The 23,039-nt window shown below is 52.9% G+C and carries 21 protein-coding genes; 10 read left to right on the top strand and 11 right to left on the bottom strand.

Annotated elements, in window-relative coordinates; translation table 11 throughout:
* Positions 1-7: 7 nt before the first annotated feature.
* Both DCC81_RS22145 and DCC81_RS22140 read right to left on the bottom strand, forming a co-directional pair.
* The gene (locus DCC81_RS22145) at positions 8-187 is read right to left on the bottom strand and encodes a hypothetical protein (RefSeq protein WP_108688850.1); all 180 of its coding nucleotides are present in this window, start codon (positions 185-187) and stop codon (positions 8-10) included.
* Between the two features lie 3 nt (positions 188-190).
* Positions 191-2,659, bottom strand: coding sequence for a PIG-L family deacetylase (locus tag DCC81_RS22140; protein ID WP_108688849.1), 2,469 nt, complete (start codon positions 2,657-2,659; stop codon positions 191-193).
* A gap of 235 nt (positions 2,660-2,894) precedes the next feature.
* On the opposite strand from DCC81_RS22140, the gene pyrR reads away from it, so the two are divergent.
* Genes pyrR through DCC81_RS22120 form a run of 4 tightly spaced genes read left to right on the top strand, consistent with a single transcriptional unit; the run spans position 2,895 to position 5,259 of the window.
* The gene (gene pyrR / locus DCC81_RS22135) at positions 2,895-3,425 is read left to right on the top strand and encodes a bifunctional pyr operon transcriptional regulator/uracil phosphoribosyltransferase PyrR (protein WP_108688848.1); all 531 of its coding nucleotides are present in this window, start codon (positions 2,895-2,897) and stop codon (positions 3,423-3,425) included.
* 26 nt (positions 3,426-3,451) lie between these two features.
* The gene (locus DCC81_RS22130; RefSeq protein WP_108688847.1) at positions 3,452-4,378 is read left to right on the top strand and encodes an aspartate carbamoyltransferase catalytic subunit; all 927 of its coding nucleotides are present in this window, start codon (positions 3,452-3,454) and stop codon (positions 4,376-4,378) included.
* Between the two features lie 11 nt (positions 4,379-4,389).
* Positions 4,390-4,719 (top strand): DMT family protein, encoded by a 330-nt coding sequence (locus tag DCC81_RS22125; protein ID WP_108688846.1) that lies wholly within the window; start codon positions 4,390-4,392, stop codon positions 4,717-4,719.
* 33 nt (positions 4,720-4,752) lie between these two features.
* Positions 4,753-5,259, top strand: coding sequence for a peroxiredoxin (locus DCC81_RS22120; RefSeq protein ID WP_108689287.1), 507 nt, complete (start codon positions 4,753-4,755; stop codon positions 5,257-5,259).
* A gap of 83 nt (positions 5,260-5,342) precedes the next feature.
* On the opposite strand, the gene DCC81_RS22115 is transcribed toward DCC81_RS22120, so the two are convergent.
* From DCC81_RS22115 to prfB, 3 genes are all read right to left on the bottom strand, one after another.
* Entirely contained in the window at positions 5,343-5,753 is a 411-nt protein-coding gene (locus tag DCC81_RS22115) for a hypothetical protein (RefSeq protein WP_108688845.1), read from the bottom strand.
* A gap of 66 nt (positions 5,754-5,819) precedes the next feature.
* Complete coding sequence (pruA, locus tag DCC81_RS22110) at positions 5,820-7,451, bottom strand: L-glutamate gamma-semialdehyde dehydrogenase (RefSeq protein WP_108688844.1); 1,632 nt, start codon at positions 7,449-7,451, stop codon at positions 5,820-5,822.
* 33 nt (positions 7,452-7,484) lie between these two features.
* A protein-coding gene (prfB, locus tag DCC81_RS22105; protein ID WP_108688843.1) for a peptide chain release factor 2 occupies positions 7,485-8,580 on the bottom strand; the annotation gives its coding sequence in 2 pieces (ribosomal slippage) (positions 7,485-8,519 and positions 8,521-8,580; 1,095 coding nt in all).
* Between the two features lie 263 nt (positions 8,581-8,843).
* Here prfB and DCC81_RS22100 point away from each other — a divergent pair.
* Positions 8,844-9,671 carry a hypothetical protein gene (locus DCC81_RS22100; protein WP_133177766.1) on the top strand — a complete coding sequence of 276 codons (828 nt, stop codon included), beginning with the start codon at positions 8,844-8,846 and terminating at the stop codon, positions 9,669-9,671.
* Positions 9,672-9,760: 89 nt separating this feature from the next.
* Complete coding sequence (gene pgi, locus DCC81_RS22095; protein ID WP_108688841.1) at positions 9,761-11,413, top strand: glucose-6-phosphate isomerase; 1,653 nt, start codon at positions 9,761-9,763, stop codon at positions 11,411-11,413.
* 325 nt (positions 11,414-11,738) lie between these two features.
* Here pgi and DCC81_RS22090 read toward each other — a convergent pair whose 3' ends face one another.
* Both DCC81_RS22090 and DCC81_RS22085 read right to left on the bottom strand, forming a co-directional pair.
* The gene (locus DCC81_RS22090; protein ID WP_108688840.1) at positions 11,739-12,179 is read right to left on the bottom strand and encodes a DUF3276 family protein; all 441 of its coding nucleotides are present in this window, start codon (positions 12,177-12,179) and stop codon (positions 11,739-11,741) included.
* Positions 12,180-12,334: 155 nt separating this feature from the next.
* Complete coding sequence (locus DCC81_RS22085; RefSeq protein ID WP_108688839.1) at positions 12,335-14,137, bottom strand: ABC transporter ATP-binding protein; 1,803 nt, start codon at positions 14,135-14,137, stop codon at positions 12,335-12,337.
* 173 nt (positions 14,138-14,310) lie between these two features.
* Between DCC81_RS22085 and DCC81_RS22080 the strand changes: the two genes are divergently transcribed.
* Positions 14,311-15,408, top strand: coding sequence for a glycosyltransferase (locus DCC81_RS22080; RefSeq protein ID WP_108688838.1), 1,098 nt, complete (start codon positions 14,311-14,313; stop codon positions 15,406-15,408).
* 372 nt (positions 15,409-15,780) lie between these two features.
* On the opposite strand, the gene DCC81_RS22075 is transcribed toward DCC81_RS22080, so the two are convergent.
* Positions 15,781-16,410 carry a nitroreductase family protein gene (locus tag DCC81_RS22075; protein ID WP_108688837.1) on the bottom strand — a complete coding sequence of 210 codons (630 nt, stop codon included), beginning with the start codon at positions 16,408-16,410 and terminating at the stop codon, positions 15,781-15,783.
* Between the two features lie 111 nt (positions 16,411-16,521).
* A complete protein-coding gene (locus DCC81_RS22070; protein ID WP_165806695.1) occupies positions 16,522-17,124 on the bottom strand; it encodes a TetR/AcrR family transcriptional regulator in 603 nt (200 codons plus the stop codon).
* A 498-nt stretch (positions 17,125-17,622) separates the two neighbouring features.
* On the opposite strand from DCC81_RS22070, the gene idi reads away from it, so the two are divergent.
* Positions 17,623-18,165 carry an isopentenyl-diphosphate Delta-isomerase gene (gene idi, locus DCC81_RS22065; RefSeq protein ID WP_108688835.1) on the top strand — a complete coding sequence of 181 codons (543 nt, stop codon included), beginning with the start codon at positions 17,623-17,625 and terminating at the stop codon, positions 18,163-18,165.
* A gap of 321 nt (positions 18,166-18,486) precedes the next feature.
* On the top strand, positions 18,487-19,488 hold the full coding sequence (locus DCC81_RS22060) for a terpene synthase family protein (RefSeq protein WP_108688834.1): 1,002 nt from the start codon (positions 18,487-18,489) through the stop codon (positions 19,486-19,488).
* 222 nt (positions 19,489-19,710) lie between these two features.
* Here DCC81_RS22060 and DCC81_RS22055 read toward each other — a convergent pair whose 3' ends face one another.
* Complete coding sequence (locus DCC81_RS22055) at positions 19,711-21,504, bottom strand: ATP-binding protein (protein ID WP_108688833.1); 1,794 nt, start codon at positions 21,502-21,504, stop codon at positions 19,711-19,713.
* Between the two features lie 417 nt (positions 21,505-21,921).
* Between DCC81_RS22055 and DCC81_RS22050 the strand changes: the two genes are divergently transcribed.
* Positions 21,922-22,530 (top strand): DUF4142 domain-containing protein, encoded by a 609-nt coding sequence (locus DCC81_RS22050; protein ID WP_108688832.1) that lies wholly within the window; start codon positions 21,922-21,924, stop codon positions 22,528-22,530.
* Between the two features lie 59 nt (positions 22,531-22,589).
* Here DCC81_RS22050 and DCC81_RS22045 read toward each other — a convergent pair whose 3' ends face one another.
* Complete coding sequence (locus DCC81_RS22045; protein WP_108688831.1) at positions 22,590-22,994, bottom strand: OsmC family protein; 405 nt, start codon at positions 22,992-22,994, stop codon at positions 22,590-22,592.
* Between the last annotated feature and the right edge of the window lie 45 nt (positions 22,995-23,039).

Raw genomic sequence — 23,039 nt, 5'->3', positions numbered from 1 at the left:
ATTACGGTCAGTCGCGGCTCTTGGACCACATGCTGCCCGTGAGCAGCCCTATGCCAATGCCTATCATCAATCCTATATGCACTCTTTCTATCATAAAGCCCAGCAACACGCCCAGCACTATGCAAAAGACGGCGGTGATGCTCAGCCGGGAACGGTCCGGCGCTTTCTCTTCTTTTCTCCTTGCCATGGTTTATTGCTTCGTAGAGATCAAATTCACAAACAGGCGGTACGCACCGGGTACACCGGCCGGCAATTCCCGGAAGAAATCCAGGCTGGTGTACACGTATTTGCCTTTGCCATAGCGGGTCACCAGGGTGCTGCCATCCAGGTCGCTTTCGCCCTTGTCGTGCATGGCAAACAGGCGGGTGTAATGTTCATCCACATTCGTGGTGAAGTACAGCCCCCGCTCCTGCACCCATCCATCAAAATCAGCAGGCGTGATCTCGTTAGGATAGTGCAGGGCGTCGTTTTCCGGGTGCAGCACGGTCACTTTCGCCGTTTCATCCGTTACGCGGGCATTGCTTAGCGAGAATGGATAAGGGCCTATCTCCGGCGTCACCAGCTGCCCGTTGGTATTGTATTGCACCAGCATGGTGCCCCCATTTTTCACGTATTCCATCAATGCCGGCTGCCAGAACTTCATGCGGGGCTGCATATTGTAAGCCCGCACGCCAACGATGATGGCATCGTACTGTTGCAGGTGGCCGCCCAGGATATCTTTTTCATCCAGTTGGGTTACATCGTAGCCTACTGCTTTGAGGGATGCGGCCACCATATCGCCCGCACCGGGAATGTACCCCAGGTGGCGGCCATTATGTTTCAGGTCCACGCTCACCAGCTTGGCCGTAGCCTCGGGAAACAGCGTAATGTCCGGGATATGGTCGTAATTGATCTTAGTGATGCCCTGGGTATAATCCTGGCCACCGGTATTCATCACCACGGTCATGGTGTCTACCGTGTTAGTACTCCGTGTAGCCGTAGCCGTTACATTGAACGTCACCTGGCTTTCATCGCCGGATTTAAGGTCAAACGGGATGGATGCCGGTGCCACTGTGAAGCCTTTGGGCAGGCGCAGGCTTACATTGCCTTTCACGCCGTCTGTATGGGCGGCCAGCTTGATGGTTACGGGCTGGGTGCCGCCGTTGGCAAAGATGATCACGCGGTTATCCAGGTTGCCGGTAATAGGCGGCGCCACTACAAGGGGTTGGTAGATCTCCCCTTTCACGGGGTCTGTATGTTTATATTGGATGGGCCGGGTTACGGTAAGATCTTCCCCATCCACTGTCAGTTTCCAGGTTACCTGCAGGGGTGGCACATTTTCCGGGCGGCCTACCAACTGCTGGTCGGTAATGGTGTACATGCCCAGCGGGTGGGGCAAGGCCAGCCAGTAGGGTTGCGTGGTGAGGGTATTTTGCGGAATGTTTTCCTTTACGGGAATATTCAGGGGCTGGTCCTGGTCCAGGGACTTGCCTTGCGCCAGCTTGTTATCGCCGATGGCCACACTTTCCAGCTGCATGGGTACGCGGCTGCGGTTCAGGGCCTGAACGTTCACTGTCATTTCATGGCCAGGCACCACGGTGGGCAGGTTGCTGGTGGCTTCCAGCCAGGTGCCGGTGCAGGCCAGTATAAGCTGTTCTGTTTCTTTCAGCTTTTGCTGCTGCCAGTACCCCTTGGGCAGGGCAAGCAATGCTTTCCGTATAGCCATTAGCGTGGGTACGGAAGCGGCCGGGTCTTCATCTTTATAATTGCTGATGGCTTTGTCGACCAGTTTGCCAATGGCGGCTCCGCCTTCCACGCGGGACCAGCCCGTGTTTACCCCGTCCAGCAGGCCTTCCTTCGGCGCATCGCCCTTGATGGGCTGGAAATATTCAAATGACTCGCCCCGGGTGGCGGCTACGCCAAAGCCCTGGCTTTTGTGCATGGAGCGGCTCTGGGCGGCAATTTCACCAAAACCCTTGCCCAGCAGGGGGTTGAACACCCCTACGTTCACGGTGAACTCCCCGTCTGTAGCGGCGTTGCGGTTATTAAAATTATAGGTGTTCCACAACAGGCGTTTGGCCTGCCAGGGTTTTACGTATTGCAGTTGTTCGGGAAAACGGCTGGGGTCTGCCGCCGCAGTGAAGGCCTCCGCAGCAATCATGGCCGATGCGGTATGATGCCCGTGCCCTGCGCGGCTGTCTGCCGGGAAGCGGCAGATGATCACATCCGGCTGGAAATTGCGGATCACCCACACGGCGTCTGCCAGCAGTTGCTGGCGGTCCCAGAAAGTGAAGGTCTCATCCGGGTTCTTGGAAAAGCCAAAGTCATTGGCCCGGCTGAAGAACTGCTCCGCGCCATCCGTGCGGCGGGCGGCCAGCAGTTCCTGGGTACGGATCAGGCCCAGGAGCGCTGCCTGTTCGTTGCCAATGAGGTTCTGCCCCCCGTCTCCGCGGGTAAGCGCCATGTAACCGGTGCGGTACAGTTTCCCCTTGGCCAGGAAGGCCAGCAGGCGGGTATTCTCATCATCCGGGTGCGCGGCAAAATAGAGCACGCTGCCCAGGGTATCCAGTTTATGCAATTGCAGCCGGATATCTGCTGCGTTATATACAGTGGGCTGCTGTGCCAGTGCCTTTCCGCCTATCAAACCAATAAATGCCCAAACGACGATCTTTTTAAACATGCGCTGATTTTACAAGTGTCCAAAAATAGCGATTAGATCGTTAAATTCTCAGTTTGTTAGATGGCTGGATGGGAGGCTGGTTAAATGGCGGTTTATGTGTATATAAAAAAGTGCCCCTGTTTGCAGGACTGTCATGAGGCCGTCCCGTCTCATCAGCAATAAGATGGCACTGCACTGGGATGCCCCCGGATAAATTCCCCAATCTGTCTTATTTTTGGAGCCTAAATCAATCAATTTGAAGACCATCCTGAATGCAAGGCAACTGGAGATCACAGTAGACCGGCTTTGCCATCAACTCATAGAAAACCACGGGGACTTCTCCAACACTGTGCTGCTGGGCCTTCAGCCCCGGGGCGTATGGCTAGGCAACCGTATCTACAACCACCTCCAGCCCCTGCTGCCCGGGGCAGATATCCGCTATGGGAAGATCGACATCACTTTTTACCGGGATGACTTCAGCAAAAAGGGCAAGCACATTCCCGTGCCCAACGAAACCACCATCAAGTTCCCGATCGAAAATAAACGCATCGTGCTCATTGACGATGTGCTCTATACCGGCCGCAGCACCCGCGCCGCGCTGGATGCTATGTTGGATTTTGGCCGTCCCTCCTCGGTGGAACTGCTGGCCCTCATAGACCGCCGCTTTAGCCGGGAACTGCCTATACAGGCCACTTACGTGGGCCGCACGGTGGATGCTAACGTGACCGAAAACGTACGGGTACTGTGGACAGAGCGCGATGGGCGCGACGAAGTAGTGCTTGAGTAAATATTTCACCCTATATTTGCAGCTTAATGTCACTCTCTGTTAAACACTTACTCGGTATACGCGATCTGACGCGTCAGGATATTGAACAGATTTTTCAAACGGCTGACGAGTTTAAAGCGGTATTGCAACGGCCCATCAAAAAAGTGCCGACCCTGCGCGATACCACGATCGTGAATGTATTTTTCGAAAATTCTACCCGCACCCGCATTTCATTTGAACTGGCCGAAAAAAGGCTGGGGGCAGATGTGATCAACTTTTCCGCCTCCGGCTCCTCCGTGTCCAAAGGCGAAACCCTGATCGACACGGTGCACAACATCCTGTCCATGAAAGTGGACATGGTGGTGATGCGCCACTCTGCCAGCGGGGCGCCGCATTTCCTCTCCCGCCACATTGATGTGCCCATTGTAAACGCCGGGGACGGCATCAATGAGCACCCCACCCAGGCCCTGCTGGACGCCTTTTCCATCCGGGAAAAACTGGGCGGCGTGGAGGGTAAAAAGATCGCCATCTGCGGTGACATTATGCATAGCCGCGTAGCCCTCTCCAACATCTATGCACTGAAAAAGCTGGGTGCTGAAGTGACCGTGGTAGGCCCTCCTACCCTCATTCCCAAGCACCTGGCCGAAGCCCTGGGTGTTAACGTGACGTATAACATGCGCGAAGCCCTGGAATGGGCCGATGTGGCCAACGTACTGCGCATCCAACTGGAACGCCAGAACATGCCCCTGTTCTCCTCCCTCCGGGAATACAACCTGGCTTACGGTGTTACCCGCGAGCTGCTGGACAGCCTGAAAAAAGAAGTAGTGATCATGCACCCCGGCCCTATCAACCGCGGCGTGGAACTGGATTCTGCCGTAGCAGACGGTAATGAGTCTATCATCCTCCAGCAGGTAGAGAATGGCGTAGCCATCCGCATGGCGGTGTTGTACCTGCTGTCTGGAAGAAAGGGATAAATTTTTTACACATGCGCACCATCCTCCTCCTTTTTTGCTCCAACCTCTTCATGACCTACGCCTGGTACGGGCACCTGAAACATACGGACATCCCGCTGTGGAAAACGGTGCTGCTCAGCTGGGGCATTGCTTTTTTTGAATATTGCTTCCAGGTGCCGGCTAACCGGTACGGGGCGCTGGAAGGATTTTCCGGGTTCCAGTTAAAGACCATCCAGGAAGTGGTGTCGCTCACCATTTTTGCGGCGTTTGCGGTGCTGTACCTGAAAGAGCCCCTGCGCTGGAACTATCTTGCCAGCTTTGTATGCATCCTGGGGGCCGTGTATTTTATGTTTAAAAAATAGGCTACCTTTCCTTGTATGAAAATGTTATGGCAAATGGGCATATTAGCAGCTACCCTGCAGCTTTTTGGCTGTAGCAGCGAAGCGCAGATCAAAGTGGGGGATAAGATCCCCAGCTTTACCCTCCGGGACCAGGATGGAAAAAATTTCAATATCGATACGGTGATCGGCAAGTACCCGCTGGTCATTTACTTTTACCCGAAAGACGAGACCAGTGGCTGCACCAAAGAGGCCTGCACCTTCCGCGATGCCTATGACGCCTTTCACCAGTACGGCGCAAAAGTGATCGGCATCAGCGGCGACGATGTGGACAGCCATCAGAAATTTGCGCAGCACCACCAGCTCAACTTCACGCTGCTGGCTGATCCTGGCAATAAAGTACGCAAACTGTTCGGCGTGCCCAAGACCATGATGATACCCGGCCGTGTTACCTACATTGTGGACAAGCAGGGCGTGGTAGTGCATACGTTCAACTCCCTCACCAAAGCAGAACAACACGTGGCAGAATCACTGGATGCTTTGAAAAAAATGGACCATCACTAATTAACTATTGCCGGCATAAACAAAGGGCTTTACGGTCAATGCAGATCATTGACCGTAAAGCCCTTCTTCTTTCCTGCTGTGGCTTACAGGTTGCGCAGGTCACGGAAGGCCGTGATCTCTTCGCGCAGCGAAAATAATTTCAGACCGCGCGTCAGGCCCCTTACCAATATGGCGCTGGTGAGCAGGATGATGGAGTACACGAGGATGTGCATAGATATATCGCCCTGCTGCCGTTCAAACAGGGTGGGCAGCAACAGTACATCTACCAGGATCACTACAAACACCATAATGAAATTGGCCAGGTTCACGCGCAACAGGCGCTTGTAAAAATGCGTGTAGGCCTCCAGTGCCAGGCTGGCGGCTTCCGCAGGCGGCACCTCTTTTTTAAGCAGCAGTTGTTCCAGCTCGGGCAGGTTGGTGCGGCGGGTGTACAGGAAATATTCCCTGATCACTGCAGCAGCTGTTTCTGACACCGTGGCGCTTTGTTCCATCATAATTCAATAAAAGCGGGAAGCGGCTACCAAGGCTACTTCCCGCCATTTTTATGCGTTTAAAAAGAGCTAGGCCTCCTGTACAAACGGGTATTTGTAGTCGGTGGGCGGCACCAGGGTTTCCTTGATGGTGCGGGCGCTCATCCAGCGGTACAGGTTCATGGCAGATCCTGCCTTGTCGTTGGTGCCGGATGCGCGTGCGCCGCCAAAGGGCTGCTGGCCTACCACTGCGCCGGTGGGCTTGTCATTGATATAGAAGTTGCCGGCGGCATTTACCAGCTTGTCCGTAGCCAGGTTAATGGCATAACGGTCCTGGGCAATGATGGAGCCGGTGAGGGCATACGGGGAAGTTGTGTTCACCACTTCGAGGATCTCCTCAAACTTGTTTTCATCGTACACATGAATGGTGAGCACCGGGCCAAAGATCTCTTCGCACATGGTCACATACTTCGGGTCTTTGGTTTCGATCACGGTGGGCTCAATGAAGTAGCCCACGGATTTGTCGTACTTACCACCGGCAATGATCTGCACGCCTTCGGCCTGCTTTGCATTGTCGATATACTTCGCGATCTTATTGAAAGAGCGCTCGTCTATCACGGCGTTAATGAAGTTGCTGAAATCTTCTGTGGTACCCACTTTCATGGTTTTCAGCTGCGCCACCAGTTTCTCTTTTACTTCCTGGGCAATGTTACCCGGCAGGTATGCGCGGGAGGCAGCGGAGCATTTCTGTCCCTGGTACTCAAAAGCGCCACGGGCCAGTGCCGTAGCCACCACGGCCGGATCGGCAGACTTGTGGGCCACTACGAAGTCCTTACCACCGGTTTCACCCACAATGCGCGGGTAAGTTTTATAACGCTGAATGTTCTCCCCAATGGTCTTCCACATCTGCTGGAACACGCCGGTAGAACCGGTGAAGTGAATACCGGCAAAGTCGGGGTGTTTGAACACCACATCGCCCAGCACGGGGCCATCTACGTATACCAGGTTGATAACCCCTGCAGGCAGGCCTGCTTCGATCATGATCTTCATAAATTCATGGGCGGCAAACACCTGGGTATCGGCAGGTTTCCATACCACTACGTTGCCGCACATGGCAGCAGAAGCAGGAAGGTTACCGGCGATAGCAGTGAAATTGAACGGGGTCACGGCCAGTACAAAACCTTCCAGGCCGCGGTACTCCAGGCGGTTGTGCACCCCGGCGGAGCTCACCGGCTGCTGGCGGTAGATCTCGCTTACATAGTGCACGTTAAAGCGCAGGAAGTCGATCAGCTCACAGGCGCTGTCTATTTCCGCCTGGTAGGCATTTTTGCTCTGACCCAGCATGGTGGCCGCATTCATGTGGTAGCGGTACTTGCCGGCAATGAGCTCAGCGGCCTTCAGGAAGATGGCGGCGCGCTGTTCCCAGGGCATGGCGGCCCATTGTGCACGGGCAGCCAGGGCTGCGTCAATAGCGGCATTCACGTGAGACGCATCCCCATAATGGAAGTGCCCCAGCTTGTGCTGGTGCTCATGCGGCGGACGCAGGTCCACCGTTTTGCCCGTGCGCACTTCCTGGCCGTTGATATACATGGGAATATCGGCCTGGGTGGCTTTGAAAGCGGCCAGCTGTTTCTTCAGCGCGGCCTTCTCCGGGCTGCCCGGAGCGTAAGCATATACCGGCTCATTTGCCGGCGCTGCGAAATCGAAATAAGCGTTATGCATGGCAGATCTTGTTGTAACTGGTGGTGTGGTTGTTTAACTTTTTTCTTCTTCTTTGGCAGACATCAAATATGCTTTGATAAACCCGCCCAGGTCGCCGTCCATGACGGGGCCCACGTTGCCTACTTCAAAGTCCGTGCGGTGGTCCTTGATCATCTTGTACGGATGGAACACGTAGGAACGGATCTGGCTCCCCCACTCGATCTTACGCTTGTTGGCGTTGGCTGCATTTTTCAGCTCTTCACGGCGGCGTAATTCTTCTTCGTAGAGGCGGCTTTTCAGCATGGTGAGCGCTTTCTCCCGGTTCTCCCCCTGCGTACGGGCCTGCTGGCACTCGATGATGATGCCGGAGGGCACGTGTTTCAGGCGCACGGCGGTTTCTACCTTGTTTACGTTCTGCCCGCCTTTACCACCTGAACGATAAAATTCCCATACCAGGTCTGCCGGGTTTACGGCGATCTCGATGGAATCGTCTACCAGGGGGTATACGAATACGGAGGCAAAAGAAGTATGACGGCGGGCGTTGGCATCAAACGGGGAGATGCGCACCAGGCGGTGCACGCCGCTTTCTGCCTTGAGCAGTCCATAGGCAAACTCGCCTTCAAACTCCAGGGTGGCGGATTTGATACCGGCACCTTCCCCGTATTGCACGTCCACTTCGTATACTTTCCAGCCCTGCTTTTCACCATACATGCGGTACATGCGCAGCAGCATTTCTGCCCAGTCCTGGCTTTCGGTGCCACCGGCGCCGGAGTTGATGGTGAGCATGGCCGCCATCTCATCTTCCGGCTGGTTCAGGGTGGATTTAAATTCAAGCTCGTCCACCGCGGCCAGCGCCTTTTCGTAGGCGGCGTTCACCTCCTCTTCGGTGGCTTCGCCCTCCTTCTGGAAGTCGTATAGTACAGCGGCGTCTTCCACGGCGGTTTCCACGCCCTGGTAAAGGTCTACCCAGAATTTATTGACCTTGATCTCTTTGAGAATGCCCGTGGCGCGTTCATTATTATCCCAGAAGCCCGGGGCCAGGGTCATCTGCTTATCATTTTCTATTTTGGCTATACGGTCAGGGACGTTAAAGAAAACCTCCCAGGACATACAAACGGTCCCTAATAGCTTTAAGTTGCTCAATTGTCATAGGGCGCAAAGGTAGGCAAAAAAGCCGTTCGGCGGCCTGCCGTTTATCACGCAAACGCCTGTGTTTTTTTAGCTGGCATCCTTGTATATTTACATACACGCCCCGTGCATATGCGTGATGGTGCCTACCTTAGCCCCACAGCCCCTAAAAGGCACGCTCTATAAGGCCCAGCCCCTGCAAGGCGCAGGCAGGCAGACAGTGGTAAAAGGGCCTGAATTTTGTTGCATGCAAATCCGTCGCATCCAGTTAAAAACGCTCCATTTATGATGTCTCCGGAACGCTCCTCCTACCATCAGAAAAATCTGTCTGTATTTAACCTGCTCGCTTTCGTCATCGTTATTGTGCTCAACGTGCTGTCGGCCACCGGCCGCATTAACGGGCGCACGCCGGGCATGATCTCTGCACAGTATCCCACCCTTGTTACCCCAGCCCACTTTACTTTCCTGATCTGGAGCGTGATCTATCTTGCCCTCTTTGGCTTTTGCATTTACCAGTGCTGGCTCGCCTTCCAGCCGGACCGGGAAGAAGCGCGCCACCACATGGCCATCCGCCTGCAACACTGGTGGCTGGTAAGCTGCATGGCCAATGCCGGCTGGCTGGTATCCTGGCACTACGACTGGATCCCCCTGAGCATGGCCGTGATGGCCGTCCTGTGGTTTTCCGTCTGGAATATCCAGCAGCGCTTCCAGGTGGCGGCCCCCGAGGCGCCTCTCTCCATCAAGATCTTCGTGTTCATCCCCTTTGGCCTGTACCTGGGCTGGATGAGCATTGCTTTTATGGCAAATATGGCCGTGGCCCTGGTGTACATGAAGATGCCCGCCCACGGCTGGCTGCCGGTGCTGGCCACCATCGGCGCACTGCTGGCGGGCGCCGGCCTTACCGGGTACTTCCTGTTGCTGCACAATAATGTGCCATATGCATTGGTGACCATCTGGGCTTTCATTGGTATCATTGCACAAAGACTGACAGAAGGCACCTCCGGCAGCACCATTATTATACAAACCTGCGTGGTGCTCATAGGCCTCATGCTGGCAGCCGTGATCTGGCAGTTTTTCCGCCAGCGGCACTGGCGCAACACGGCCATCCATTGATAGCGTATATCAATTTTTTTTATAAAAATTCAACGGTGAAAGGATGTACCTTGTGTGGTGTTTAGTTAAAAAAACAAAAATTGCGAAATATGTTTCCAAGCATTAATCCAACGACGACCAAAGCCTGGCCTCAGCTTCAACAACAGGCTGCGGTGATGAAACAGGCCAGCCTGCGCGAGCTCTTTGCCAAAGACCCGCAGCGCTTTGCCAAATTCCACCTGCAGTTTGAAGAGATCCTTTTCGATTATTCCAAGAACCTCATTACGCAGGAAACACTGGACACTTTGCTGTCCCTGGCAAATGAAAGCAACGTAAAAGCCGCTATAGACGCCATGTTTGGCGCAGAAAAGATCAACCGTACAGAAGACCGCGCCGTGCTGCACACCGCCCTGCGCAACTTCTCCGGCAAGCCCGTGATGCTGGATGGCAAAGACGTGCTGCAGGATGTACACGCCGTACAGCAGAAAATGAAAGCTTTCTGCGAAAACATTCACAGCCACAAATGGCTTGGCTACACCGGCAAGCCTATTAAATATGTAGTGAACATCGGTATTGGCGGCTCCGACCTGGGCCCCGTGATGGTCACTGAGGCGCTGAAACCCTATGCTACCAAAGGCATCACGCCCTTCTTCGTGTCTAACGTAGACGGTACACACATCGTGGAAACGCTGAAAAAGGTCACACCGGAAGAAACCCTTTTCCTCGTGGCTTCCAAGACCTTTACCACCCAGGAAACCATGACCAACGCTAACACCGCCCGTGAATGGTTCCTGCAATCCGCTAAAGATCCTGCACACATTGCCAAACATTTTGCCGCCCTCTCTACTAACGAAAAGGATGTAAAAGCCTTTGGCATTGACCCGGCAAACATGTTTGAATTCTGGGACTGGGTAGGCGGCCGCTACTCCCTGTGGTCCGCCATTGGCCTGAGCATTGCGCTCACCATTGGTTACGACAACTTTGAAGCCCTGCTGAAAGGCGCCGAAGCTGTGGACAACCACTTCCGCACCACCCCGTTTGAAAAAAACATTCCCGTGATCATGGCGCTGGTAGGCCTCTGGTATGGCAATTTCTTTGGCACCGCCACAGAAGCCATCCTGCCCTACGACCAGTACATGCACCGCTTTGCTGCTTACTTCCAGCAAGGCAATATGGAGAGCAATGGTAAATATGTAGACCGCGACGGCAAGCCGGTAGCCTGGGAAACAGGCCCTATCGTATGGGGCGAACCCGGTACCAACGGCCAGCACGCCTTCTACCAGCTCATTCACCAGGGCACCCGCATCGTACCTGCAGACTTCATCGCTCCCGCCATCAGCCATAACCCTGTAGGCGACCACCATGTGAAGCTGATGTCTAACTTCTTTGCACAGACAGAAGCCCTCATGAACGGTAAAACGGAAGCAGAAGTGCGCGCAGAGCTGGAGAAAGCCGGCAAGAGCGAAGCCGAGATCAAGGAACTGCTGCCCTACAAGGTATTTACCGGTAACCGGCCTACTAACTCTTTCCTGGTGAAGGAGATCACCCCGCGCAGCCTGGGTTCCCTGATCGCGCTGTATGAGCACAAGATCTTTGTACAGGGCGTTATCTGGAATATTTACAGTTTTGACCAGTGGGGCGTGGAACTGGGTAAGCAGCTGGCGGGACGCATCTTGCCGGAGCTGATGAATGATACGCCGGTGTCTAACCATGACGCCTCTACGAATGGACTGATCAATGCGTTTAAGGACATGAGGAAGTAGTGACGCTTGTTCAAGATATGAAAGCCGCTGGTTGTTGTGACCAGCGGCTTTTTTTCGTCTTTGCCCTTACTGGAAAAGACTGTATATCTTTCGTATATCCCACCCCGTAAGGCTCATGCGTCATTGCCATTTATAGCGTATGCCCAAATCCGGCACCACCCAATCCCCCAGCATCCTCATATCACGCATCCCAAAACCGGCACCACGGGCACGCTTCACTCCCCCACTCCTTCCCCGGCACGCACCTCCTACAAAAAAAGACCCCCGGAAAAATCCGGGGGTCTTCTCTATAAAGTAAGAAAGTAAAATTAGTGCATAGTGTTAATTACCATTTGTCTACATCTTCAGTGCTGGCGGATACCGGAACGGAGGCTTCTGCTTCTACAGGAGCTGTTACTGCTGTGGCGGTAGCAACTGCTTCTACTGCATCCACTTCTCCACCTTCTTCACCGTCTTCGTCACGGGAGTAGTCGTGATTGTAAGCATCAAAATCAAAATCAGGCATCAACTCGGTCTTCACGTAATTGATGGTCTCTGTCAGGGCATTCAGGAACTTGTTGAAGTCCTCCTTGTACAGGAACACCTTGTGCCTGTCGTAACCATTGTCGTTGAAGCGCTTTTTGCTTTCGGTAATGGTCAGAAAGTAATCGTTGCCCCGAGTAGTCTTAACATCAAAGAAGTAAGTCCTTCTTTTACCCGCCTTCAATCGCTTGGAAAAGATGCTGTCGTTGTTTCTTTCCTGCTGATTGTTGTTTTCGTACGCCACAGTGTGAATGATTTAAGTGTTAACGAATCAAATCCTGTTTTCTATAAGGAACAAATATACTATTGTTTTCCAAATATCAAAATAAATTTCAATAGTATCGGGAAATGATCTGTACCGGCCTAAAAGTCACGGCTATGGCTATATCAAGCACTTCATTATGAAGCCATTACCGGGTCCTCTTCGCCAGACTGCTGTCGGGCATACAGCGTGGCATAATAACCATTTAATGACAATAATTCTTCATGTGTACCCTGCTCCACGATGGCCCCTTCATCCAGCACGATGATCTTATCAAATTCAAACAATGAAAAGATACGGTGCGTGATAATGATAGCTGTTTTATGACGCAGGTATTCATACAGGTTGCCAATGATCTCTTTCTCCGTTTTGGCATCCACGGCAGACAGGCAATCGTCAAACACCAGCAGGTTCGGATCTTTCAGCAATCCCCTTGCAATGGAGATGCGTTGCTTTTGCCCGCCGCTCAGTGTTACGCCCCGCTCCCCGATCACGGTTTCAAAGCCTTCACGGAACTGCGTGCTGATGTCCTTTTCAATGGAAGCCTGTCTTGCAGCGCGTTTCACTGTTTCAATATCTGCCTCCGGCCGTGCAAAGCGGATGTTGTTGGCAATGGTATCTGAGAAAAGGAACACGTCTTGCGGCACATAACTGATCTGTTCCCGCAGGCTTTGCAGCTTCATGCCACGGATGTCCAGCCCGTCCAGCTCCACCCGTCCTTCCTGCGGATCGTACATGCGGATGAGGAGCTGTGCCAGCGTGGACTTACCGGAGCCGGTACGGCCTATCACGGCCACCTTCTGGCCGGGTTGTATGGCCAGGTTAAAGTTCTTCAGGGCAGTGATGCCGGTATGCGGATACGTAAATGTTACATTTTCCAGGCGTACAGCCCCTTTGAGCACCACCGTTTGTGCATCCGGGCTATCCTTGATCTCGGGTTGTATCTCCAAAAATTCGTTCAGGCGTTGCTGTGAGGCTGCTGCACGCTGCACCATGGAGGCCACCCAGCCAATGGAAAAGAACGGGAAGGTGAGCATGTTCACATAGATCACAAACTCCGCCAGGTTGCCCACGGTGATGTTGCCCCGCATTACCTGCAGCCCGCCTATAAAAATAGTGAGTATCACGCTGAGACCTATCATCAGCTGCATGGTAGGCTGGTACAAGGCATCTGTTTTAGCCAGGCTGATGGAACTTTCCCGGTATTCATTACTGGCCTTGTCAAAGTATTCCGCGGTGGCATCTTCCTGCACATAAGACTTGATCACGCGGATACCTGAGTAGGATTCCTGTGCAATGGTCGTAATGCCGGATAGTTGTGCCTGGATGCGCTCACTCTTGCGGTGGATGATACGGTTCACGTAATAGATGGTCACTGCCAGGAAAGGCAAAGGCAGTAACGTGTAGAGCGTAAGCAGCGGGTTCACTTCCAGCATCAGGTACACGATGATGATGAGCATGATCACGGTGCGGGTAGCATACATCACGGCGGGGCCTACATACATGCGCACACGGGACACATCTTCCGTAATGCGGCTCATCAGGTCGCCGGTGCGGTGCATCTTAAAGAAATTGAGATCGAGGCGCTGGTATTGTTCATACACTTCATTTTTGAGATCGTACTCAATGAAGCGGGACATTACAATGAGGGTCTGTCTTTGCAGGAACATGAAAAAACCACTGAGCAGTGCAAACGCCAGGATGGTGAGGCCGTAGAAAGCCAGCACCTTGGTGAAATCCCCGCGGAACGCGCCTTTCAGGTGGGTATCACTTACGAGCCCGTAGGTATTGAGGTTCTGTTCCAGCAGGTCAAAGATCTGCCGTACCATGATGGGCTGGAATATGCTGAATACAATGGAAACGGCGGTAAATAAAAGCCCCAGGAGGAAGCGCCATTTATATTTTACAAAGTATTTATTGAGTGCTGCTAGATGTTTCAAAATGCCAGTCGGTTTATATGTACGTAAAGGTAAGGAATTCATGCCGGTTTCCCGGCGAACTGTTATTTAGTGTTATTTACTGTTAACCAAAGCCGCTACGCATTTAAACGTCCCCTAATTTGTGCGTCTAATCCGCTGTCATATCATATCGAGCGCCTAAAAAAAAATTGACCATGCGAACTAAACCTTTGCGTATCCTCGAGTTAAATTTTGAGCGGACCTGGCGGGGAGGAGAAAGACAGACGTTGTACAACATGACCGGCTTTGCGAACGCCGGTGTTGAAACAGCGCTGCTTTGCCGCAGGAACTGCCCCCTGGCTGAAAAGTCGGGCGCCGCAGGATTTAACACCTATGCCTACGGCAACGTATTTGGTGTCATGTATTTTCTCATGCGCCATGGCCGTCAGTACAATATCCTGCATGTGCAAACTTCGCACGTGCTCACGTATGCAGTGCTGACCAAGCCTTTTCACCGGGGCGCTATCGTATTTACCCGCCGGGTAGACTTTACGCCCAAAGGCCGGTTCACCCGGCTGAAATACCGGCTCACCGATAAAGTGGTGGCCATCAGTACCGCCATCCGCGACATCCTGGAAAACTTTGGTGTCCCTGACGTTTCCGTGATCTCCAGTGCAGTGGTGCACAAAGACCTGGACCATTCACGTGCACTGCGCCTGCTCAATGGCCTGCACATTCCCCGCGGCACCCGCATACTGGGCACTACGGCGGCTTTGGTAGGGCATAAAGATCCGCTGACCATGGTGGAAGCCATTGCAAAGCTGGCAGAAAAACGCCAGGATTTTATGTTCCTCCATTTTGGTAAAGGAGACCTGGAACCCGTGGTGAAAGCCCGCATTGAGGAACTAGGACTGGAGCCTTACTACAAACTGATGGGCTTCCGCGATGGTGTGGAAGACGTCTTTACCCTGCTGGACATTTTTGTAATGAGCTCCGAGCAGGAAGGGTTGGGCAGCAGCGTACTGGATGCATTCCTGTACCATGTGCCCGTAGTGGCCACAGATGCCGGCGGCCTGCCGGACCTGCTGGCAGATGGCCGTGGGACCATGTGCCCCATAAAATCACCCGAGGCACTGGCCCACGGTATCAACAACCTCCTGGACAATCCTGCGCTGGCACAGGCACAGGTGCACAAGGCTTATACCTTTGCCGCCCAGGAACATAACCTGCAATATTTGACCACCAAATACCTCAGCATCATGCATACACTGCAAGGCGAGCCGGAAGCGGCGGCCGCAGAAGTGCTGGTGTAAGGAAACGTCTTTTTCTATGTTGAAATTGGTAAATGCAAATGAGAGACGCCCGGAATTCTTTCCGGGCGTTCCTGTTTTCAGACGGGCCCATTGCCATCATAGGTGTGCGCCTTGCCATTTTTAACCGCATACGTTACATACGATACCGATAAGCCTGCACACAGGAACGCCCGGGATTGCTCCCGGGCGTCCTTTTTTTATAGCTATCGGTTCGGTTGGTTCTACACGGCTTCCGTGTTCATTTCTTTTCGTGTATGCCTTGGCGTTATAACCTGCTCCCTGCTTTCGACTAATTGGCTGATCCTGCTGTTGAATAATGTCCGTCTGTTGTTAAAGCCAACCTGTTATGCCGTGCAAAACAAACCTTTCTGCTTACAACTTCACTTCAAATTTTTCCCTTGGGCGGCGTACCTTCTTCGCATTGGCAAACATATCGTTTGCTTCATCCCGGTGGCCAAGGGCCAGCAGGGTTACAGCGCGGAGGCCTTTTTTATCGAGGCCCAGGAATGCATCCAGGGCAGGACCGTTAAAGCCTTCCATGGGGCTGGCGTCAATTCTTTCCGTTGCTGCAGCGGCAATGGCGGTACCAAAAGCGATGTAGGTCTGGCGTACAAACCATTCATACCGGTGCTCGGGTGTCTTGCCGGATACAGCGCCCCAGGCCATATCTTTCAGGCCTTTCAGGTTAGCCACGGGAATACCGCGCTCGTTGGCAACGTGCTGTACAAATTCATCTACCTGTGCTTCCGTCATATCTGCCCAGGCGGCAAATACCAGCAGGTGGGATGATTCCGTGATCTGGGGCTGGTTAAATGCAATGGGGGCAATTTGTTTACGCAGTTCGGGATCTTCGATCACGATCACGCTGAAGGGCTGCAGGCCAATGGAGGTGGCTGCGTGACGGGCTGCTTCCACTACTACGTCTACTTTCTCCTGGGCTACTTTTTCGCCGGTCATGCGTTTAACCGCGTAGCGCCATTTGAGAGAATCAAGAATGCTCATATTTATTCCTTTTTATTTATCAGATCCGCCAGGGGCGGTGATTGTTTAAACTTTTAGTGTTATAACACCATTTAGGGTCAAAAAAAGCCGGAATACTAACACTGTTAGCTATTACGGTTTTAGTCCTTTGATAAAGGTGTGGATCATGTCGGATAAGATCAATTCCTGCTGCTGCTCACAGTGGGCGTCATTGTCTTCCATGATATAGGCGGCGTTTACGCCCTGCAGCATAGCCCAGAGGCAGCGGAACTTCACGTGCACGTTCAGGGTAGCGTGGTACTGCTCCCCTACGGCCGCAATGGCCTGTTCCAGCAGGGCTTCCATATCGCCCAGCCGGGGCACCTGGCGGAACATTTCACAACTGTTCATGCCCACCCCGAACATTAACTGGTACTGCGCCGTGTTGGCCCGTGCATAATCACAATAAGCGTAGGCCATAGCCTCCAGCCGGGCTTCCGGCGCCGCATGGCGGGCTTTGGCCTTCTGCACCGCTTCGTACATCCCTTCGTAGCCGCGTTTTGCAAACTCCAGGAGGATGTCGTTCTTATTGGCAAAATGATCATAGATCACAGGCACACTGTAGTCAATGGCATCTGCAATCCTGCGGATGGAAAGCGACTGCCATCCATCCGCCTGCACCAGTTCCCAGGCCGCCTGGAGGATGGCGCTGCGCACTGCTGCCTTCTGCCTTTGTTTACGTTCTGTAGTACCCATTGTATAACCCGGTGCCGGCATTTACCTAACACTGTTAGCAAAGTTAAAAAGGGATTTTGAATCCACCAAATAAATGTTACAACATATAATTATCTGGATAAAGCTATATTTGCCAGGGGCTTCCGGCGCGGCCGGCGGGCCAATCTGTAAGGGCGCAATCCCGCTGCAGTGGGCTCATCCTGCAGAATAGCCGCAGTTATTGATTTTCCGCCAAAAATTTTGGCAAAAATTTCCGGGCTTATTTTGTATATTTATTTCAAGACACACACACATGCCCGCGGCAATTCTTGTTTGTTTGGGACCGGGGCGGCGCATTGTATGTAACCTTTCAACCAGTTAAAGAATAAATCAAAAGTAATCGCGTTAAACACGAAGGGAGTAAATAAGGAAATTCAATTAATTTTTTAAATCCATTACAGTAACCGCACAAGCAGGCTTTGAGGCATTTCTGTCAAAGTTGGCTATCTGTTTGCAGTACCCGTTTAAACCACTTATCGTATGACACACCTGCCACATGTCATCCTGGTCGATGAGCAAGATCAGCCCACCGGTACCATGGAAAAAATGGAGGCGCACCGGCAGGGATTACTGCACCGTGCTTTTTCTGTTTTTATTCTCAATGAGCACGAGGAAATGCTGCTGCAGCAGAGGGCTATCCACAAATACCACTCCGGCGGGCTGTGGACCAATGCCTGTTGCAGCCATCCTATGCCCGGTGAGCACGTGGAAGCTGCCGCCCACCGCCGCCTTGGCGAAGAACTCGGCATCGACTGTTACCTCACCCCCCTGTTCTCATTCAGCTACCGCACGGAGTTCGACAACGGGCTTACCGAACATGAATTTGATCATGTATTGCTGGGCCATTACAGTGGGCCGGTAAAGCCCAACCCCGAAGAAGTGGCCGGCTACCGGTATCTTTCTTTCTCGGAAATAGACCGGTTGCTCGAAAGCACGCCACATGTCTTTACCAGCTGGTTCCACCTGGCGTATCCCATGCTGAAGCAGCACCTGGCTACACAGGTGCCGGTGAACGTTCCCTGACACAAACATCATGCGTTGAGAAAAGTAAACGGATAAAACTGGCAGGCCTCTCTGCTACATTTAAGGCCTGCTTTGAAACACACAACACTTATTACTGCCGGCTTGCCGGTAGCAGACCTTGCCATTTTTTTGAATAGAACCATTAACAAATCTTGATGCCAACATTCCGTACGATCGATTAATCCCTGCGCACGCACATGCGACAGCGGACTTGTATCATCAACACTTATTACCAAACACGCCAAGCGGTGCCCGTAACACAATACGGGCGCGGCCCGCGCTTATCTGCCCGTCATCGTTAACTATTAAAAAATACACAACATGAATGTTTTAAATTTCCCTAAGATCACGTATCCTTTCCCCTCACAGATCAATGTGTTTGTACACGAAGCCGATGCGCACACCACCGCCTGGGTAAAACAATTTGATCTGCTGTCAACCCCCAAAGCTGCGGCCCGTTTTGACCGCGCCCGCTTTCCATGGCTGGCCGCCCGTGCATTCCCCAATGCCAGCCTGTTTGAGCTTTGCGTGATCGCAGATTTCAACACCTGGCTATTCATGCTGGACGACCAGTGCGATGAGGCCAGCCTGGGACTGAAAGCGGAGTACCTGCAAACCATTACTTCCCAGCTGATGGCCATCCTGTATGAGAACAAAGTGGCTACCCTGGAAGCAGATGGCAACCTGGCCGCATCCCTGAGCGACATCTGGCAGCGCATGCTCCGCATCAGCCGCCCGGAATGGAGGCCCCGCTTCATCCGCAGCATTGAAGAGTATTTCGATTCGTGCCTGTGGGAAGCCAACAACCGCGCGGCACACTGCACGCCCACGGTAGACAAGTACGTGGAAATGCGCCCTTACACCGGCGCCCTCTATGCCGATGTGGAAGCCATCGAGATCATTGAAAAAGTGTATCTCCCCGACGCCGTGCTGGAACACCCGGTGGTAAAACGCATGGTGCTGGCGTGCAACAACGTGGTTTGCTGGGCCAATGACCTGTTCTCCTGCTTCAAGGAATTCCAGGCCGGAGACGTCCACAACCTGGTGCTGGTGCTGAAGCATGAGCGCCAATACGGCTTTATGGACGCCATGCAGGAAACCGCCCGCATGCACAACGAAGAAGTAGCCCTGTTTCAACGCCTCAAAAAATCACTGCCCGTGTACGAGCCCACGCTGCAGCAGGAACTGAACCGCTACATCAACGTACTCCAATCCTGGATCACCGCCAATTACGACTGGAGCTTCCATGACACCAAACGTTACACGGTAGACTTCAGCGCTGCCATGCTGCAGGAAGCAGAAGGAGCCACAAGGGAGGGATGACGCCCGCATGGTACGGAAGTACAGGAATGAGGATAGGCGATTTGGAAGTAGTGGGAAAACAATAAAGAAGCCGTAGTGCGGGGACCGTTATGCAACGCCCCGCACTACGCTTGCAGGCTTGCGTTTGTTTAGCCTTCACCGCCCATGGTAAAGATGCACGGGATATCCCGCGCCGGCGGAGCTATGTGCAGACTGATAAAAGCACCGAGGCGTGTGCATGGGTTAACTATATGCCGTTTCCAGCAAATGCTTTTTCAGTAGCTGGTACAGGGTGGCGTATTCCACGGGTTTTGTGAGATATTCATCAATGCCTGATTCCAGCGCCTTTTGCCGCTGCTCTGCAAATGCATTGGCCGAGGTGGCCAGTATGGGAATGTGCCGCAGGTAGGCATCCTGGCGGATGCGCTGTACCACCTTCTCTCCTGCCATGCGGGGCATCTGCATATCCATGATAATGAGGTCCGGTGGCATTGCCTGCGCCTGGGCCAGGCCCTCTTCCCCATCGCCTGCTATCATTATATCGCGTACGCCCATCTGCTGCAGCATGCGGCGCATGATCACCTGGTTCAGCGGGTCGTCTTCCATGATGAGGATGCGGGCATCCTGCAACACTGGCTGCATGCGCAGGTCTGGTGTAAATTCTTCTACCAGGGCGGCGGTACCCTCTTTCAGCGGCAGCCTTACCGTGATAGTAGTGCCTTGCCCCTGCACGCTTTCAATATCAATACGCCCACCCAGCATTTCACTCATGCGGTGTGCAATGGTGAGGCCCAGCCCGGAGCTGCCATACGTGGGCAGTGCACCCTGTTCAAAAGGTTTGAAAATATCACCCAGCTTATCCGCTGCTATGCCTACCCCTTCGTCCTGTACCTGGATGCAAAGGCTTCCTTCTTTTACAAAACAACGCAGGGTAATGTTGCGGAATGCGGGCGTATACTTAATGGCGTTTGTAAGCAGGTTGTTGACCACCTGGCGCAGGCGGATGCGGTCTATGATCACAAAGGGCGGCACCGTGGGATCTGTTTTTAATTGCAGGTTGATCTTCTTCAGTCGCGTGGTGTAAGCGTAGATATTCACAATGCCCTGCAGCCATTCACGCAGTGAGAAGCAGGTCTCATGCAGCTCATCGGCTTTGCCGGCCTCTATGCGCGACAGCTCCAGCACATTGTTGATGATCTCCGACAGCGCATTGCTGGTGGAGTACAGGTTTTCTATCAGTAATTGCTCATCCGCACTGGCCTGGCGTTGTGCCTGCGCATGCCGCAACAGCTGTGTAATACCGGAAATAGCATGCAGCGCATTGCGGATCTCGTGGCTGGTTTCCTGCAGGAACACCGTTTTGGAGGCATTGGACCTATTGAGCTGGCTCACGGTGTTCTGCAGTTCCATGGTGCGCTCTTTCACCATCTCCGCCAGTGTTTCCCGCTGCTGCTTTACACTGGCCAGCAGGCGGTGAAAACGGCGCTGGTAAAAATAGATCACCAGGAAGTTGAGCGCGATCACCACGATCATGATGAGCCAGCGGTAAATATACTGGGCGGTATCGCCCAGCTGCAGTGGTGCGATCCAGCCATAATATTCATTCATTTCCAGCAGTACCAGCCCGGTAAGCGGCAACAGGATGCTGATAATGCAAAGCAATCTTTCTTCCCAGGAAAAAATAAGGAGCGACAGGCTCACCATGAAAACGGCCAGCAGCTGTGTATTGGCAATGCGGCCCAGGTAAGCACCGTAATACATGATCACGAAGGCAAAAGTGCATTGCAGGCCTAGCTTGGCCGCCCTGTAATGATGCCGGTGATTGGCATACAACACCGCGCAGAAAGCCACGCACAAACCAACTGCGGGCAGCAGGATGCCAAGGGCGGGCCACACCAGGTAAAACACAATGCCATAGACTAATACCAGCACCGCCGTAAGCGACGCAATGGCATTGACCACGCGCGATTGCTCCGTTGTCTCGTCTTTCTGGTGACCGGCTAAACCAATGTTTAAAATAGAATCGATCAATGGCATCGTTCTACTGGTGTTTTAGGGTTCGTGAGGAATATGCACCGGAATGGCGGGTACAGCCATACGTGAATGTACGCAGTACCGGGCAACATTGGATTTTTGAAACGCCTCATAATTACGGGTTCCCGGTGTTTTTTGTAAAATAAGAAAGTGTAGATATCGTTCTGAAATCTTTTTGTTCATTCTGAGATACACATACTCGTCTTTTGTTCATTCTGAGATATACATACTCACCTTCAGCACGCCGGGGAAATGCATCTACAACCTGTTTACCCGCCCGGCCGCATTTACCCGCACCTGCTATATATTAAGGACACACCCGGTTGTAATTAAACAGGTGGTACTGTTTTTGGTTCATGAAGGTAGCCAAGCATATGAGCTGAACTGTATGCAAAATCATATCACTAAAAAATTGTAACCATGAAAAGAGTTAGTTTATTTGCCCTCCTCCTCTCCGGTGCGTGGGCGCTGAGTTCCTGCGGTGATGGCCACAGTACGACCACCAAAGACAGCACCGGCACCGAAGTTACGGATGCCAAGGCCGTGGCGGATTCCAGCAACAGAGTGAACAAACCGGTGGACAAGGAAAGTGCTGACTTTGCCGTAAAGGTAGCAGACGTGGGCCTTACCGAAGTAGCCATGGGCAAGCTGGCCCAGGAAAAAGCAACGGACCAGCGGGTAAAAGACTTTGGCGGCATGATGATCTCTGATCACACCAAAGCGGGCGACGAACTGAAAGCCATTGCAGACCGCAAAGGTATCACCATCCCCACCACACCCAGCCCCGAGCACCAGAGCGCCATGGAAAAACTGAATGATAAGAAAGGACTGGACTGGGATAAAGCGTACATCGACCACATGATCGACGGTCATAAGGCCACGGTGGATGACCTGGACAAAGCATCAAAGAACCTGGAAGATCCGGACCTGAAAGCTTTTGCCACCAATACGCTGCCCGTGATAAAAATGCACCTGGACAGCGCGCAGGCGATCAAAGAATACCTGAAGAATGTAAAAAAGCATAAATAGTAGAAGATTGTTTGATGTGAAAAGGACCGCGGGCACTGCCTTCCGGTCCTTTTCTGTTATTACTTCCCTATCATTATATTTTTGATCTCAATAGGCCCTGTGAGCAGCTTATGCACCGGGCATGCCTCCGCGATCTCCATTAGCCGCAGCTTCTCTTCGTGGCTCAAATTGCCTTCCAGTGCCAGCTCACAAACAATATGTGTTGCCGTGATAGAGGCATCATGCTCAGTGCTGTGGCGCAGCGTAACGGTGACACCATCCAGTGCTATTCCCTTCCGCCTGGCGTACATCCGCACCGTGATCGCCGTACAGGCTCCCAGGCTGGAGAGCAGCAACGCAGTGGGTGGCGGCGCGGTATCCGCTCCACCAGCCATTTTCGGTTCATCTGCAAACCACTGGTGCTCGTCCATTATTATTTCTGTGCGGTAAGGCTCACCCGCGCTTTTCACGATAACATCCTGCATAAAAAAAATTGGGTTGATGCTGTAAAGATAAACTTACACCGCATC

Source organism: Chitinophaga parva (assembly GCF_003071345.1).
GTDB lineage: Bacteria > Bacteroidota > Bacteroidia > Chitinophagales > Chitinophagaceae > Chitinophaga > Chitinophaga parva.
The sequence above is the reverse complement of the archived record's forward strand: the minus strand, read 5'-3'. Positions and strand labels throughout refer to the sequence as shown.